Below are 16,420 nucleotides of genomic sequence, written 5' to 3' on the forward strand. Positions count from 1 at the left end.
TGGATTGGCAAGAGTGAAGGGTTCTTAGATGATTTTCCTTTCCCGGTTTTTCCGAAAATCTAACGTCAAAATCGGCTCTTTGGTTGAAACTCAATTAAAATCACGTATACTGTCGTAATAGAGAGAACAAGAAAGGATGAGAGAATGGCTACCAATCAAGATGTACAAGAATCCGTCGCCCAAGTCGATAAACTAATCAATCAAGTAATGGATGCGGATATGTGGATTCGTTTTGGGATGAAACTACTGATTGCGCTCATCATCATCGCGGCGTTCTATGTGTTAACGCGCGTTTTGACTGGGGCAGTCTCGCGTCTCTTTACGATCAGGAAAATCAATGACCAGGACTACTTGGCGCAACGACAGAACGAGACATTACTGAAGTTGCTACAAAATGCAATCCGTTACGTGCTCGGAATCGTCATGTTGTTGACGGTGCTCAGTCAGTTCGGTATCAACATCACCGGTCTCGTCGCCAGTGCCGGAATCGCCGGTCTTGCGATTTCGTTCGGTGCGAAGAACTTGGTACAAGATATCATTACCGGAGCGTTCATCATCTTCGAACGCCAGTTCAAAGTCGGAGATTATGTACGCGTCGGTGTGATTGAAGGAGTCGTCACGGAACTTGGGATCCGGACGACGAAACTCAAAGGACTCAACGGGGAGATCCACATCATCCCGAACGGTCAGATTTTGCAAGTGACGAACTATTCGGTCGACAACAGTTTTGCACTCGTCGACGTCCAAGTCTCCTATGACGAAGATCTCGAGCGGGTCGAACAAGTCTTGCATGAGATCGCTGACCGGACGACGAAGAAGTATGTCGATATGTTCGTCGAACCAATCCAGATGCTTGGCGTCCAGACACTTGGTCCTTCTGAAGTCGTCTATCGTTTGATGGCAGAAGTACCACCGATGCAACATTTCCAAGCTGGTCGTCTAATCCGGAAAGAATTGAAGCAAGGACTCGAAGAAGAGAACATCAAGATCCCGTATCCACGGATGGTCATGATGAATCCAGAACAAAAGAATGGTGGACAGACGGATGATTCCAAAAACGTATCAACTCCATGATTATGTTGAGATGAAGAAGCAGCATCCATGTGGTACGAACCGATGGCAAATCATTCGGGTCGGCATGGATATCCGAATCAAATGTCAAGGTTGCGGGGCAAGCATTTTGATGCCACGTCGTGATTTTGATAAACGATTGAAAAAAGTCTTACCAGAGTAATGAAAAGCGGATCTGATCCTCGTGATTAGATTCGCTTTTTTGTTGTCTTGCTTAAGTGGAGCGATTGCGTTCGGTTAGGACGTGAGTAAAAAAGACGGTCGAGCTCCTTGCTTAAAAAAATTGAACTATCTATAATTGTGAAAGATGTGCTGACGTGGTGTAATCATTCTACCCACTGCGGCCGCTAGCACGGATTTCCTAGGAAATACCGAAAAGGAGGAATTCCAAGTGGGATTAACAGCAGGAATCGTTGGCTTACCAAACGTAGGAAAATCAACACTTTTTAACGCCATCACACAAGCAGGTGTAGAGGCAGCGAACTACCCGTTCGCAACGATCGACCCGAACGTCGGTGTCGTTGAAGTACCAGATGCACGTCTTCGGAAATTGACGGAACTCGTCAACCCGAAAAAGACGATCCCGACAGCATTCGAATTCACGGATATCGCGGGTATCGTAAAAGGTGCGTCTAAAGGGGAAGGTCTCGGAAATAAATTCCTCGCGAACATTCGTGAAGTAGATGCGATCTGTCAGGTCGTGCGTTGTTTCGTCGATGAAAACATCACACACGTGGCCGGGAAAGTCTCACCGATCGATGATATCGAGACGATCAACCTCGAATTGATCCTCGCAGACCTCGAGCAAGTCGAAAAACGGATTCAGCGTGTCCAAAAACAAGTCAAGTCACGTGATAAAAACGCAGCGGCTGAACTCGAAGCACTTGAAATCGTGCAAGCATTACTCGAAGACGAGAAACCAGCACGTCTCGCTGAATTGAACGAAGATCAAGCAGCTCTCGTTAAACACTTCCAATTGTTGACGATGAAACCGATGCTTTACGTTGCAAACGTCGGCGAAGATGAAGTCGCAGATGCTGACAATAACGAAAATGTCCGTCTCGTACGCGAATTCGCAGAAAAAGAAGGTTCTGAAGTCATCGTCATCTGTGCTCGGATCGAAGAAGAGATTGCGGAGCTTGAGCCAGAAGAACGTCAAGAGTTCCTCGTCGATCTCGGAATCGAAGAATCAGGTCTTGATCAATTGATCCATGCAGCATACAGCACGCTTGGTCTTGCGACATACTTCACAGCAGGTGAAAAAGAAGTGCGCGCTTGGACGTTCAAAAAAGGGATGAAAGCTCCACAATGTGCGGGTGTCATCCACTCGGACTTCGAACGTGGATTTATCCGTGCAGAAGTCGTTTCGTACGAAGATTTAGCAGCGGCAGGCAACATGGCGACAGTCAAGGAACAAGGACGTTACCGTTCAGAAGGTAAGGAATATGTCTTCCAAGACGGCGATGTCGTCACATTCCGCTTTAACGTCTAATCGAAAACGAATCGTTATTGCATAAAGCAAAATACTTTGGTAGTATTAACGAATGTGAGTAATGAATTATTGCTCCTTGCTCGAACATTCGAGCCGCCAGTCCAAGAGGAGGTGACAGATATGCGTAAATACGAAGTACTTTACATCATCCGTCCGGAACTTGATGAGGAAGCACGCAAAGCAACAGTGGAGCGTTTCAACAAAGTCCTCACTGATAACGGTGGTACAGTTGATAAAACAACTGAAATGGGTAAACGTCGTTTCGCTTACGAAATCAATGATATGCGTGAAGGGTTCTACGTTCTTCTTAACGTTTCTGCTGAACCAGCAGCTACAAAAGAACTTGACCGTCTCATGAAGATCAGTGACGATATCGTTCGCTTAATGATCACAAAAGACGAGAAATAAGCTGAAACAGGAGAGTGATTCTGATGATTAACCGCGTCGTTTTAGTCGGTCGGTTAACTCGTGACCCGGAAATGCGTTATACGCAGAGCGGGATTGCGGTAACGCGATTCACACTCGCATGTGACCGTCCTTTCACAGGGCAAGATGGGAAGCGAGAAGCTGATTTCATCGATTGCGTCGTTTGGCGCAAGCAAGCAGAGAACGTTGCTCAGTATTTGAAGAAGGGTAGTCTTGCTGGTGTAGAGGGTCGCCTCCAGATTAGCAGCTACGACGATAAAGAAGGGCAACGCCGTTATCGTGCGGAAGTCGTCGCTGATAGCGTCCGCTTCCTTGAGTCACGTAACGCGAGCCGTTCTTCGGATGGTAGCGAAGGCTACGCTTCATCTACTGGTGGAAACGGGAATGCTGCAGGATGGGGTTCACAGCAACAGCAGAACAACTCTTCCTCGCCAGCACCCGCTTCATCGAATTCGGGCTTCGGCGCTGATCCGTTCAGCGGCGGTAGTTCGATCGACCTTTCAGACGACGATCTCCCGTTCTAAGGAAATCGTCCTGAAAAATCCAAGTTAAAAAAGGAGGTTAATCACATGGCACGTCGTCCAGGTGGAAAACGTCGTCGTAAAGTATGTTACTTCACGTCGAACCACATCACTCATATCGATTATAAAGACGTAGAACTTCTCAAACGTTTCATTTCGGAACGCGGTAAGATTCTTCCACGTCGTGTGACTGGTACTTCAGCGAAATACCAACGTCCACTTACAATCGCAATCAAACGCGCACGTCAAATGGCTTTAATCCCATACGTGGCTGACTGATTTCGTAGCACCATCCTCATACGTGAGGATGGTGCTTTTTTTCGCTTCCCTTTCATCCCCTCCTGCTTTTCGGTTATAATAAACAAGTTACTAAAAATTTAAATGAACCCTATAGAGCATATAAGGAGGACACGATGGAGTCAGGTCAACAAGTATCACCGGAACGAGAACGACGCATCGTTCGCTTCATTCCGTATCTATTAATCGTCGGTCTGCTTCTCGTCGTCGCTGTACGTGAACCGATCATCTCTGCTATCGGAGCCGTCGTGACTGCCCTCCTCTTCGGATTGCACCTATTCGAAGAACGTCGTGCACGCAGGGCATGGGAGGCGTACGTCGCCGGAATCTCGATGCAAGTCGAGGAGACGGGACAAGATGCGTTGACGAACATGCCAATCGGGATTTTGTTATACGATGAGGATACCCTCGTCACCTGGTTCAATGATCCGATGCGGGACATATTTGATGATGTAGCGATGGGACAGACGCTCAATGAGCTCGATCCCTTATTCATCGAGATGGTCGCGACAAATGAGGACCAAGCGACGCTTGAAATCGGTGATGCCGTATATCGCGTCTTTTCAAATCATGAGAACCGGACGTTCTATCTGTTCGATATGACAGAAGAGGCACAAGTCGAACAACAACTCGTCGACAATCAGACGGTCATCGGCGTCATCTATCTCGATAACTACGATGAGATGACACAAGGTATCGAAGATCAGTTGCGCAGTGAGTTGAACAGTCGTGTCACTCAACTATTGAATCACTGGGCAGCCGAACACGGAACGTATATCAAGCGGACCGCGTCCGATCGATATTTCATCGTCACGACAGAAGAGAATCTCCGGATTCTCGAACGATCGAAGTTCACGATTCTCGATACCGTTCGCGAAGAGACGAGTCAGCGTGGTGTCCAGTTGACGTTATCGATCGGAATTGGTTGCGGAAGTGACCCGATTCCGGCGCTTGGTCTGATGGCTCAGTCGAGTCTCGATCTCGCATTAGGACGGGGAGGCGATCAAGTCGTCATCAAACGCGACGGGAAAGTCCGCTTTTATGGCGGCAAGACGAACCCGACAGAAAAACGGACACGTGTCCGGGCACGGGTCATTGCCAACTCGCTTCGTGATTTAATGCAGGAATCAAGCCGTGTCCTGATCATGGGGCATAAGAATCCGGATATGGATGCACTCGGATCAGCGATCGGCATTTTGAAGCTTGCGGAAATGAACGATAAGGAAGCGCATATCGTTTTACCGCCAGAAGAAATCGGTCGGGGGATTCGCCGGATGATGGACGAGATCGCTGAAGTACCACAACTCGAGACACGGTTCGTCAATGCGTTTCAAGCCGATCAGTTGATTGACGATCAGACGTTACTCGTCGTCGTCGATACCCACAAACCGTCGCTCGTCGTCGTACCGACGTTACTCGATCGATTCGAGCATATGGTCGTGATTGATCATCACCGGCGTGGGGAGGATTTCATCGAAGATGCGGTCCTCGTTTATCTCGAGCCTTACGCATCGTCGACGTCAGAGCTCGTCACCGAGTTAATCGAGTACCAGCCGACGAATCAAAAGCTATCGATGCTTGAAGCGACGGCGTTACTTGCCGGAATCATCGTCGATACGAAAGGCTTTGCCCTTCGGACCGGATCGCGGACGTTCGATGCTGCCTCTTACTTGCGTTCACAAGGTGCTGACACGGTGCTCGTGCAAGAGTTCCTCAGTCAGGATCTTGAGACGTACGTTGAGCAGTCACATATCCTCGAGCGGTCCGAGGTCTATACGAAAGGGATTGCGATTGCGACAGCGGAACCTGGCGTCATTCACGATCAAGTCTTGATCGCACAAGCGGCCGATCAATTGTTGTCGCTTCAAGGCATTCGTGCTGCCTTCGTCATCGCGGAACTTCAAGACGGACGGACAGCGATCAGTGCCCGTTCCCTTGGAGAAGTCAACGTCCAATTGATCATGGAGACGCTCGGAGGCGGCGGTCACTTGACGAACGCGGCGACACAGATGTCAGAATCGGTCATCACGGTCGCGGATGCGTTGCGTAAAGCGATCGATCAATATCTAGAAGATGAGACAAAAGGAGAGGAATCAGAATGAAGGTTATTTTCTTACAAGATGTAAAAGGACAAGGTAAAGCAGGAGACGTCAAAGACGTGGCCGATGCTTATGCAAATAACGTACTCTTCAAGAAAAAGTTGGCGCGTCCTGCGACGACTGGCAACTTGAAGCAACATGAAGCACATGAACGTAAAGCAGCAGAAGAAGCGAAACAGAACTTGCTTGACGCGCAAGCGTTAAAAGAGAAAATCGAAAAAGAGACGATCATCGTCTCGACGAAAGCCGGTGAAGGCGGTCGTGTCTTCGGTTCTGTCACAAGCAAACAGATCGCGGAAGCACTCAAGAGCATGGGTTACAAAATCGACAAACGTAAAATCGAGCTCGAGCACCCAATCAAGGCACTCGGCTTTACGAAGGTACCATTGAAGCTACACAACGAAGTGACAGCGACGCTGAACGTTCAGGTCAAAGAGGCGTGAGTAGAAAAGGGGAACGGTGATGAGTGAAGTCATGCAAAATATGCCTCCCCAAAGTATCGAGGCAGAACAAGCCGTCCTAGGGGCGATCATGATTGATGCGGATCGTTTGATCAGTGCATCAGAACGTCTGTTACCGCAGGACTTTTACCGTGCCTCTCACCAACGGATCTTCGAAGCGATGCTCGTGCTGTCCGACCGAGGCGAAGCGATCGACCTCGTCACGGTCACAGCCGAGCTGAGTACGCTTGGCATCCTAGATGAGATCGGTGGTCTACCGTATCTAGCGGAACTAGCGGAAGGTGTACCAACCGCAGCCAACATCAATTACTACGTCAACGTCGTTGACCAGAAGTCGACGCTTCGGCGTCTCATTCGGACGGCGGGTGAAATCGTCACTGACGGATACGAGCGGCAAAACGAGGTCGATGTCCTGCTGAATGAGGCAGAACGGAAGATTCTCGAAGTATCACAAGGAAAAGGGAGCGCGAGCTTCATCCCGATCTCGGACGTCTTGACGAGTGCCTATGCAACGATTGATAAATTGCATAAGCAAAGCGGCGAGACGACGGGGATTCCGACCGGTTTCCAGGATCTCGATAAGATGACGGCCGGCTTCCAGCGTAACGATCTAATCATCGTCGCAGCACGTCCATCGGTCGGGAAGACGGCGTTTGCCTTGAACATCTCGCAAAACGTCGCGACACGCGCTGACGAGAACGTCGCCATCTTTAGTCTTGAGATGGGTGCCGAACAGCTCGTCATGCGGATGCTCTGTGCCGAAGGAAACGTCGATGCGCAGCGTCTGCGGACTGGTCAACTCGAGGAAGAGGACTGGGGCAAGTTATCGCTTGCGATGAGTAACCTGTCTCAAGCCGGCATCTACATCGACGATACACCAGGGATTCGGGTTAACGATATCCGGGCGAAGTGCCGTCGTTTGAAGCAGGAGCACGGTCTTGGGATGATCATGATCGATTACTTGCAGCTGATTCAAGGGAATGGTCGCTCCAGCGACAACCGTCAACAAGAGGTCTCGGAAATTTCCCGTTCCTTGAAATCACTCGCGCGTGAACTCGAAGTCCCCGTCATCGCCTTATCGCAGCTCTCCCGTGGGGTTGAGAGCCGTCAAGATAAGCGACCGATGATGTCGGATATCCGGGAATCGGGAGCAATCGAGCAAGATGCCGATATCGTCGCCTTCTTGTATCGTGACGATTACTACAATAAAGAAACGGAAGATGCGAATACGATTGAGATCATCATCGCAAAACAGCGGAATGGTCCAACCGGTACCGTCAAGCTCGCCTTCCGAAAAGAATTCAACAAGTTCGTGGATCTCGAGCCAAGCAACTCGTACGCGCCACCAGCTTAATCCAAGCTACGTTTTGTCTTCGATCAATCGGAGATAAAACGTAGCTTTTTTTATTTTCACCTAAAGATTCTCAGTTTGTTCACCAAAAACGATAATTAAACGAACGAAAGAGAATTGTAACAATTAATTGTTCGGTATTTGGTTGACTTCTCTTTTTTATCGCGTTACACTTAGTCGTGGTTTTGAATCGTACGTGGAGGTGGATGATAAGATGTCATCAGTAGTAGTAGTCGGAACACAGTGGGGCGACGAAGGAAAAGGGAAAATCACCGATTTTCTTTCGAAACAAGCCGACGTCGTAGCACGTTATCAAGGTGGAGACAATGCAGGACATACGATCGTATTCAATAACGAGACGTACAAATTGCACTTGATCCCATCAGGTATTTTTTACTCGGATAAGAAATGTGTCATCGGGAACGGTCTCGTCGTCAACCCGAAATCACTCGTCAAGGAATTGAAGTATCTGCACGATCGTGGTGTCTCAACGGATAACTTGTTAATTTCGAATCGGGCGCATGTCATCTTGCCGTATCATCAGTTGCAGGATCAGTTAGAAGAAGAAGCGAAGGGCGACGCAAAAGTCGGAACGACGCTAAAAGGAATCGGACCGTGCTACATGGATAAAGCCGCACGAATCGGAATCCGGATGGCAGACTTACTCGACAAAGAAACGTTCGCTGAGAAGTTGAAGATCGTTCTCGACCAAAAGAACCGGATGTTCACGAAGATGTATGACGCTGAACCAATCGCGTTCGACGATATCTTCGAAGAGTACTATGCGTATGGGCAAGAGTTCGCGAAATACGTCTGCGATACATCCGTCGTCGTCAACGATAGCCTCGATCACGGCGAAAAAGTGTTGTTCGAAGGCGCACAAGGTGTCTTACTCGACCTTGACCACGGAACGTACCCGTTCGTTACATCATCGAACGCATCTGCCGGTGGTGTCGCATCGGGTGTCGGTGTCGGTCCAGCTCGGATTGATCACGTCGTCGGTGTCTGTAAAGCGTACACGTCACGTGTCGGTGACGGTCCGTTCCCAACGGAATTGTTCGATGACATCGGTCACCAAATCCGTGAAGTCGGTCGTGAATACGGGACGACGACAGGACGTCCGCGTCGTGTTGGTTGGTTCGACTCTGTCGTCGTTCGCCACTCGCGCCGTACAAGTGGGTTGACGGATCTTGCGCTCAACTCAATCGACGTTTTGACAGGACTCGACACGTTGAAGATCTGTACATCGTACGAATTCAACGGAAAACAGATCGATGAGTACCCAGCAAGCTTCCGTGATCTCGAAGCATGTGTTCCAGTTTACGAAGAACTTCCAGGCTGGAAAGAGGACATCACAGGTGTCCGTCGCTTTGAAGATCTACCGTTGAACGCACAGAACTACGTCAAGCGGATTGCGGATCTCACAGGTATCTCGCTCGTCACGTTCTCGGTCGGACCGGGTCGTGAACAGACAGTCGTCTTGCGTGATCTCTACGAAGAAGCATAAGTCCCAACAGCCTCTTGCCTCCCGCAAGAGGCTGTTTTTTGTGCGAAATGGTTCACAAACGGAAGCAAAAACAGGTATACTGAATACAGTGTTTCACGTGGAACCTCTCCCGTGAGACGACGAACAGCAGAGAGAGTGGCGCCGGGAGTTTCCGTCGCCACCTTTCTATATGCTGAAAAAACAGGTAAAATAGATTGAATAGAAATTTTTAAGGGGGCACACCCAGTGACGGAACGCAAAATTCTAGTCGTCGATGACGAGTTACCGATTGCAGATATACTCAAGTTTAAATTAGAAAAAGAAGGCTACCAGGTCGCGATCGCAAATGACGGCGTGGAGGCATTAGAGAAATTCGAGGAGTTCAAACCGGATTTGATGTTACTCGACATCATGCTCCCGTTAATGGACGGGATGGAGGTCTGCCGGGAAGTCCGGAAGACGTCGAAGATTCCAATCATCATGTTGACAGCGAAAGATTCCGAGATCGATACGGTACTTGGTCTTGAGCTTGGCGCGAACGATTACGTGACGAAGCCATTCAGCTCGCGCGAGTTACTTGCCCGCGTGAAAGTCCACTTACGCAACACGAGTCCGGAAGCTACACCACAACCGGTTGGACCAGGTCCACTCAAAGTCGGAGAACTGTATATCGATACGAATTCGCATACGGTGACACGTAAGGATCAAAAGATCGAGCTGACGCAGCGTGAGTTCGAATTGTTGCACTACCTCGCGAAAAACATCGGTCAAGTCATGACACGTGAGCATTTGTTGCAAACGGTCTGGGGCTATGACTACTTCGGTGACGTCCGGACAGTCGACGTAACGGTGCGTCGTCTCCGTGAGAAAGTCGAAGATAACCCAAGTACGCCAGTTTACATCATGACGCGTCGTGGTGTCGGCTATTATCTCCAAGATGGGGAGAATGAATAACGATGTTAAAAGGAACGAACTTCTTTAAATCCATCCAATGGAAACTCGTCGTCATCTATGCCTTATTGATCTTAGTGGCGATGCAGGTCATTGGCGTCTATTTCGTTCGTTCCCTTGAAAAGCAGTACATTACGAACTTCTCGAAGTCGGTCGAGGACCGGGCAGGTCTTGTCGCCTATAACGTCGGGAAGGAATTCGATAAAACAGGCGATGATGAAGCCTCCAAACGGCAGTTGTCCCAATCACTAGGGCAACTGCTGTCTGAGTTTAGTAATGGCTCCACCTCAAGGAACGACATCCTCGAAGTCCAGATCATCGACCAGGACTCAATCATCCAGGCAACGTCGGATAACGAGAACCAATCAGCAGTCGGACAACGGGCGACGAATTCATTGATTAAAAAAGCACAGGCAACGAGCTCGACCCGGACGGACACCGTGCTTGATCCGGAATCAGAGGATAAGATCCGAATCTTTGCCGTACCGGTCACTTCGGAACGAGATGGTGTCACGACCGGTATGATTTATGTCCGCGCCTCGATGGAGTCGATCTATTCGCAGATGCAACAGGTCACGCGGATTCTTGCGACCGGAACGGTCATCGCTCTCGTCATCACGTCGATTCTTGGTGTCTTGCTGTCGCGGACGATCACGCGCCCGATTTCCGATATGCGGCGTCAAGCGATCGAGATGCGACGCGGGAACTTCTCGCGGAAGGTTAAGGTCTATTCGGACGATGAGATCGGTCAGCTCGCTCGTTCGTTCAACGAATTGACGGATGAGCTACTCGAAGCGAACGCGACGACGGAAGCTGAACGGCGGAAGTTGACGAGTGTCCTAGAGAATATGACCGATGGCGTCATCGCGACGGACCGGACGCTGCGCGTCATCTTGATGAACGATCAAGCGAAGGATATCGTCGGTGCGGATGATGCGAGCGTCGTCGGCACGAACTTGAAGGACTTACTGGCACTTGGTGATGATTTCATGATTCCGGAAGACGGTACGATGCCACCGCGTCTACTTGATTTCAGTAGTGAGGATGAACTGTTCCTCGTCCGGGCATTCTTCTCGCCCGTCAAGAAACACAGTGGTCCAATAACCGGGATGATCGTCGTCCTGCATGACGTCACGGAACAGGAGCAAGTCGAACAGGATCGTCGCGAATTCGTCGCGAACGTCAGTCACGAGCTCCGGACACCGCTGACGACGATGCGCAGCTATCTTGAAGCCTTGGCAGAAGGCGCGTATCAGGACGAGGAACTCGCACCGCGTTTCCTTGAGACGACACAAAATGAGACGGAGCGGATGATCCGCCTCGTCACCGATCTCTTACAACTGTCGAAGATGGACAGTAAGGAATACAAGATGAACAAGGTCCGCTTCGATTACATTCAGTTCCTGAATGAGATTCTCGATCGGCATGACATGACGAAGCCGGAACGGATTCGTTTTCGTCGTAAGATCATGAAGCGGAAAGTCTATATCCGTGGGGATCAGGATAAATTGATCCAAGTCGCAGACAACATCCTGACGAACGCAATCAAGTACTCACCGGAAGGCGGAACGATCACCGTCCGGACGATGCTCCGGGCAAAACGGATCGTCATCAGCATCAAGGATGAAGGTGTCGGAATCCCGAAAGCGAATCTCCAAAAAATCTTCGAACGCTTCTATCGTGTCGATAAAGCCCGTGCCCGTAAAATCGGCGGCACCGGTCTTGGTCTGTCGATCGCAAAAGACGTCGTTTCGGCACATGGTGGCGACATCTGGGCAGAAAGTGAATGGGGACGCGGCACGACGATTTACTTCACGCTTCCGTATGAGGTGATCGAAGAGGTGGATGCCGGATGAAGAAACAACACTGGAGTTCGCTGTTACTCGTCCTACTTGTCGCCGGTTCGATCGCTCAGACAGCGATGCTCTGGACCTATCATCCAAGCAGTGAATCAATCGAGCGGGAACAGGTCTCGTTCAACGAGATCGATGCCTCAAAGACGATTGAAAGCAACCAACTGATCAACCCGGAACTACTCGTCTATTCGGACCAGGAAGGGATCTATCAGACACAAATCATCGGTCGGACCTTCCTTAACCGAATCGGTGCGTCGTTTAACATCGGTGTCCTCGTCTTGACGGATAAAGCGAACAACATCCCGGTCGGTGACCGGAGTGTCGAGATGATCTTCCCGACACCGATCAGTGCGACGATTCTTGAAGAGTTACTCGGAGAAAAACAGATCGCCTTCTCGGAACCGATCAAACGACTCTATTTACTCGATTATGATGGACCAATCCTCCGTCTCGAGTCGGCGACCGGTCGCCTGAAGGACTTCAAGCTCGTCGGCGATGAGACGGTTCTGAAGCGACTGTTCGCGCATGATAAGAAAAAACCGATGACACGCGTCGAACTCAAAGGTGGCGATTATACGTATGTCGCGAGCGGTACGACGCGACTAGAGCAAGTCTTCGTCTATGACGAGGTCGGGCAATCGCCGAAACCACTCGACCGCATTCGGAGTGCCTTTTTTGCCGAGAACTCGAACGTCCAGCAAATCAAGAGTCGGGATGATCTCGACGTCTTAACGGACGGCGTCAGCGTTTCGACGTATGACCGAAACTATAATGTGTATCGTTTCAATACATTATCGCCGAATACGCAAAGCTCGACGGTCGATTACAGCACGCTCGTCAGCTATGTCAACATTCATGGGGGCTGGCTCGATCAAGATACCCAGCGTAGTGGTTTCCGGTATTACTTTGATCAGATGAGTAAAAAGAGTGAGGAACAGACGGCGACGTTCCGATTGTATCTGAACCGGTATCCGGTATTTGGGGAGAGTGGTCCGCTGCTCGAACAGACGAAGTTCGATCTCGCGACACTGAAGATCATGTATGAGGAGAACCAAGTCCGGTCGCTCAGTCGTAGCATGCTCCGAGCGAAGCGGAAGCTCATCCTTCGGGAAGAAACGGTGCCAGCTGTTGAAACGGTTCTCGAACGTCTGAGTCGTGCTGACCTCTTAAAAGAGATCAGTGGAATCCGGATTGGATATGAGATGACGTATAAGATTTCAACGAGCCGCTATGCCGTCTTTGAGCCGACGTGGTTCATCAAAATCGATGGCGTCTGGCAATCGATCAATCAAGCTGTCGGGAATGAGGGGTGAGGATGAATGGACTGGAGTAAAGCGAAGACCTTATTGATGCTGACCTTTTTGATCCTGAACGTCTACCTCGCCATTCAATTGATGGACCGGATGGTCGAGCCGCGGATCGTCGCGACGAGTGCGACCGGTAAATCGATCTTGAAGGATCGTCAAATCGATGAGAAAAAGCTACAACCGGTTACGCGAGACATCGGCTATTTAACAGCCGAAGTCGATGCGCGGACGCTAGCGCCACTCGCGAGTTCACCGATTCGTGACGCGGTCGCCTCCGTCAAGAACGATGTCGAGTGGTCGGTCCGGTTGACGAAACCGTATCGACTCGATGCGAAGACGATGCGGGATTCTGCTTCATCGTTCGTTCAAGCATCAGTTCGATATGGTGCCGAATATACATTTTGGAAGTATGATAGTAAGTATCAGGAGATGACATTCGTTCAGACGTATAAGGGACAACCACTCTATTCGACACCACAGCAGTCACGTGAGGACGATGCGATGATTGGACCGTCCCTGCTCGTCTTGCAGCTCAACGATGCGAAGGAAATCGTCAGCTACAAACAACGCCACTTGAACAAGGTCGTCCGGCAAGCACAGGACGTGACGTTGTTATCAGCAAGTGAAGCGATCGTCCAGTTGTCGGAGCAAGGTTTATTCCCGGCATCAAAACGGTTGACGAGTCACAAGCTCGGTTATTTCTGTCTCGTCACGGAAGGCACGGAATCCGTTCAAATCCTGCCGCCAACGTGGCAAATCGAGCTCGACAATGAAGAAGTCTACTTCGTCAATGCGATTGACGGCGGCGTCCAGACCGTCGAACGATTGGATACAGTCTCAGAGAAATGAGGAATGCACGATGAGCCTACACTACAGCGTCATGGCCAGTGGCTCGACGGGGAACGCCCTCTATATCGAAAGTGAACAGACCCGCTTGCTCGTCGACGCGGGACTGACTGGCAAGGCGATGCTCGCCTTGTTCGACCAGATTGACCGGTCGCCGCATGGCATCGATGGTCTGTTCGTCACCCATGAGCACTCCGACCATATCAAAGGCGTCGGCATCATGGCACGGAAGTACAATATCCCGCTCTATGCGAATGAAAAGACGTGGGCAGCGATGGAAGCGAAGATCGGCAAGATTGATCCGGCGCTGAAGTTCCTCTGGGAAGTCGGAGAGGTCAAGCAGTTCGGTGACATCGAAGTCGAATCATTCAACGTCAGTCATGATGCAGCAGATCCGATGTTCTTTCAGTTCGCTCATGAAGGAAAACGGTTGGCACACATCACGGATACCGGATACGTCTCGGACCGGATGAAAGGTGTCATTCGGGGCGCTGATGCCTATATCTTTGAAGCGAACCATGATATCGGCATGCTCCAGATGGGACATTACCCGTGGAGCGTCAAACGACGGATTCTTGGCGATTACGGACACGTCTCGAACGAGGACGCCGCAATCGCGATGAGCGAGGTCCTCGATGACCGGACGAAACGCATCCACATGGCCCACTTGAGCAAGGACAACAACATGAAGGAACTCGCCCGGATGAGTGTCTCCCAGACGCTCGCGAGCCGTGACGTCGATCTGAGTAAGATTCAGCTTCTCGACACGGATCCGGTCATTCCGACGCCGCTCCTGAAGCTTTGATTATGGGAAATTACTGAATATGCTCAAAAGACCCCCACATTTGGCTCACTTGCCACGTGATGGGGGTATACTTGTGTAAAGAGAGTCATAAAGGAGGCGTATGTCGATGGATCGACCCGAAGAACCACGGAACGAATCCGAACGATACGAACAGTCATCCGATGAGAGCGGCTTCCCGCCCCGTCAGCCGGCAACGAGCGAACCGGTCAGCCCTTATCGTGAACCATATGAAGAACAACCAGAACCACCGCGTCGTCGCGGTGCCGGAAAAGCCTTTTTCGTCGGTCTGATCGGCGGAATCGTCGGAGCCTTGTTGATTGCTCTCGTCGCGTGGCCGTTCGTCCGCGATGAGATGACGAGTCCGACTCCGGTTTCGTCGACGACAGCGGAACAGACTGCGACACAGACGACAGAGGATGAAGCCGACATCGTCGGTGCAGTCGGTAAGACGAAGGAAGCCGTCGTGAGCGTGACGAACCTTCAGAGCTCGTTCCAAGGAACCGATCAGGAAACGGGTGCAGGGTCCGGCGTCATCTATAAAAAAGACGGCAATAAAGCCTACGTCGTTACGAACTACCACGTCGTTGAAGGGGCGAACCGCTTGTCTGTCACGTTATCCGACGGAACAGCACTCGAGGCAAAAGTCCTCGGGGAAGATCCGACGTACGATTTAGCGGTCTTGTCGATTGATTCATCGAAAGTGACACAAGTCGCAAAACTCGGGGATTCGGATACGTTACGTGCCGGTGAGACGGTGCTTGCGATCGGAAACCCACTCGGAATCTTCGCGAACTCCGTCACACGCGGTGTCATCAGTGCACAGGAACGGACGGTTCCAGTCGATACGAACAAGGATGGACAGCAAGACTTCAATACAGAAGTCATTCAAACCGATGCAGCGATCAACCCGGGGAACTCCGGTGGAGCGCTCATTAACACAGCCGGTCAATTGATCGGAATCAACTCGATGAAGATTGCAGAAGCAAGTGTCGAAGGAGTCGGATTTGCGATTCCGATCAACGAAGCGTTACCAATCATGCGTGACCTCGAGCAAAATGGTGAAGTCGTTCGTCCACAGCTCGGGATCCAGATTCGTGACGTGCAGGAATTCCCAAGCGGATATCGCGAAGATCGTCTGAAATTACCGAATGATGTCACGAAAGGAATCGTCGTCGTTGGTCTGACACGTAACAGTGGAGCCGAAAAAGCGGGAATGAAGGCAAACGATGTCATCGTCGAGATCAACGGAAAAGCGATTGCATCGTTCGCCGATCTAAAAAGTGTCCTCTACCGGGATGCAAAAGTCGGTGAAACAGTCAAAGTCACGTTCTATCGTGGCGGTGAAAAACAGACAGCAGATGTGAAGTTGTCGGCTCAGTCACCAACTGTTCAATAAGGCATCACCTAAAAAACCATCCACAGGTCCGACCTGTGGATGGTTTTTTTGAGTA

16 protein-coding genes are annotated in these 16,420 nt (G+C 50.4%); all 16 read left to right on the forward strand.

The genetic code is table 11. The features are described from left to right. Window positions 1–144 precede the first annotated feature (144 nt). On the forward strand, window positions 145–1,074 hold the full coding sequence (locus KNQ15_RS10620; RefSeq protein ID WP_064300772.1) for a mechanosensitive ion channel family protein: 930 nt from the start codon (window positions 145–147) through the stop codon (window positions 1,072–1,074). Continuing rightward, window positions 1,046–1,234 carry a DUF951 domain-containing protein gene (locus KNQ15_RS10625; RefSeq protein WP_023469853.1) on the forward strand — a complete coding sequence of 63 codons (189 nt, stop codon included), beginning with the start codon at window positions 1,046–1,048 and terminating at the stop codon, window positions 1,232–1,234. Before KNQ15_RS10620 ends, KNQ15_RS10625 begins: the two co-directional genes overlap by 29 nt. A gap of 228 nt (window positions 1,235–1,462) precedes the next feature. Beyond that, window positions 1,463–2,563 carry a redox-regulated ATPase YchF gene (gene ychF, locus KNQ15_RS10630; protein WP_023469852.1) on the forward strand — a complete coding sequence of 367 codons (1,101 nt, stop codon included), beginning with the start codon at window positions 1,463–1,465 and terminating at the stop codon, window positions 2,561–2,563. A 120-nt stretch (window positions 2,564–2,683) separates the two neighbouring features. Then, window positions 2,684–2,971 (forward strand): 30S ribosomal protein S6, encoded by a 288-nt coding sequence (rpsF, locus tag KNQ15_RS10635; protein ID WP_023469851.1) that lies wholly within the window; start codon window positions 2,684–2,686, stop codon window positions 2,969–2,971. Window positions 2,972–2,994: 23 nt separating this feature from the next. Next, window positions 2,995–3,513, forward strand: a complete 519-nt coding sequence (gene ssb, locus KNQ15_RS10640; RefSeq protein ID WP_023469850.1) for a single-stranded DNA-binding protein — start codon at window positions 2,995–2,997, stop codon at window positions 3,511–3,513. A gap of 45 nt (window positions 3,514–3,558) precedes the next feature. Then, window positions 3,559–3,789, forward strand: coding sequence for a 30S ribosomal protein S18 (gene rpsR / locus KNQ15_RS10645; RefSeq protein WP_023469849.1), 231 nt, complete (start codon window positions 3,559–3,561; stop codon window positions 3,787–3,789). Window positions 3,790–3,923: 134 nt separating this feature from the next. Continuing rightward, complete coding sequence (locus KNQ15_RS10650) at window positions 3,924–5,909, forward strand: DHH family phosphoesterase (RefSeq protein ID WP_214729320.1); 1,986 nt, start codon at window positions 3,924–3,926, stop codon at window positions 5,907–5,909. After that, on the forward strand, window positions 5,906–6,349 hold the full coding sequence (gene rplI, locus KNQ15_RS10655) for a 50S ribosomal protein L9 (protein ID WP_055969789.1): 444 nt from the start codon (window positions 5,906–5,908) through the stop codon (window positions 6,347–6,349). The genes KNQ15_RS10650 and rplI overlap by 4 nt, the downstream gene beginning before the upstream one ends. Before the next feature lie 19 nt (window positions 6,350–6,368). Beyond that, window positions 6,369–7,721 carry a replicative DNA helicase gene (dnaB, locus tag KNQ15_RS10660; protein ID WP_023469846.1) on the forward strand — a complete coding sequence of 451 codons (1,353 nt, stop codon included), beginning with the start codon at window positions 6,369–6,371 and terminating at the stop codon, window positions 7,719–7,721. 211 nt (window positions 7,722–7,932) lie between these two features. Next, window positions 7,933–9,225 carry an adenylosuccinate synthase gene (locus KNQ15_RS10665; protein ID WP_023469845.1) on the forward strand — a complete coding sequence of 431 codons (1,293 nt, stop codon included), beginning with the start codon at window positions 7,933–7,935 and terminating at the stop codon, window positions 9,223–9,225. 225 nt (window positions 9,226–9,450) lie between these two features. Next, on the forward strand, window positions 9,451–10,158 hold the full coding sequence (yycF, locus tag KNQ15_RS10670) for a response regulator YycF (RefSeq protein ID WP_023469844.1): 708 nt from the start codon (window positions 9,451–9,453) through the stop codon (window positions 10,156–10,158). 2 nt (window positions 10,159–10,160) lie between these two features. After that, window positions 10,161–12,011, forward strand: coding sequence for a cell wall metabolism sensor histidine kinase WalK (gene walK / locus KNQ15_RS10675; protein WP_055969786.1), 1,851 nt, complete (start codon window positions 10,161–10,163; stop codon window positions 12,009–12,011). After that, window positions 12,008–13,324: a two-component system activity regulator YycH gene (gene yycH / locus KNQ15_RS10680; RefSeq protein WP_023469842.1), complete on the forward strand. Its 1,317-nt coding sequence runs from the start codon at window positions 12,008–12,010 to the stop codon at window positions 13,322–13,324. Before walK ends, yycH begins: the two co-directional genes overlap by 4 nt. Window positions 13,325–13,330: 6 nt before the next feature. Continuing rightward, window positions 13,331–14,167 carry a two-component system regulatory protein YycI gene (locus KNQ15_RS10685; RefSeq protein WP_023469841.1) on the forward strand — a complete coding sequence of 279 codons (837 nt, stop codon included), beginning with the start codon at window positions 13,331–13,333 and terminating at the stop codon, window positions 14,165–14,167. Window positions 14,168–14,177: 10 nt separating this feature from the next. After that, window positions 14,178–14,969, forward strand: coding sequence for an MBL fold metallo-hydrolase (locus KNQ15_RS10690; protein ID WP_023469840.1), 792 nt, complete (start codon window positions 14,178–14,180; stop codon window positions 14,967–14,969). Window positions 14,970–15,075: 106 nt separating this feature from the next. Continuing rightward, the gene (locus tag KNQ15_RS10695; RefSeq protein WP_075643188.1) at window positions 15,076–16,365 is read left to right on the forward strand and encodes a S1C family serine protease; all 1,290 of its coding nucleotides are present in this window, start codon (window positions 15,076–15,078) and stop codon (window positions 16,363–16,365) included. The last annotated feature ends 55 nt before the right edge of the window (window positions 16,366–16,420 follow it).

Origin of the sequence: Exiguobacterium sp. s168, from assembly GCF_018619035.1 — a bacterium.
In the GTDB taxonomy this organism is placed as follows: Bacteria; Bacillota; Bacilli; order Exiguobacteriales; family Exiguobacteriaceae; genus Exiguobacterium_A; species Exiguobacterium_A acetylicum.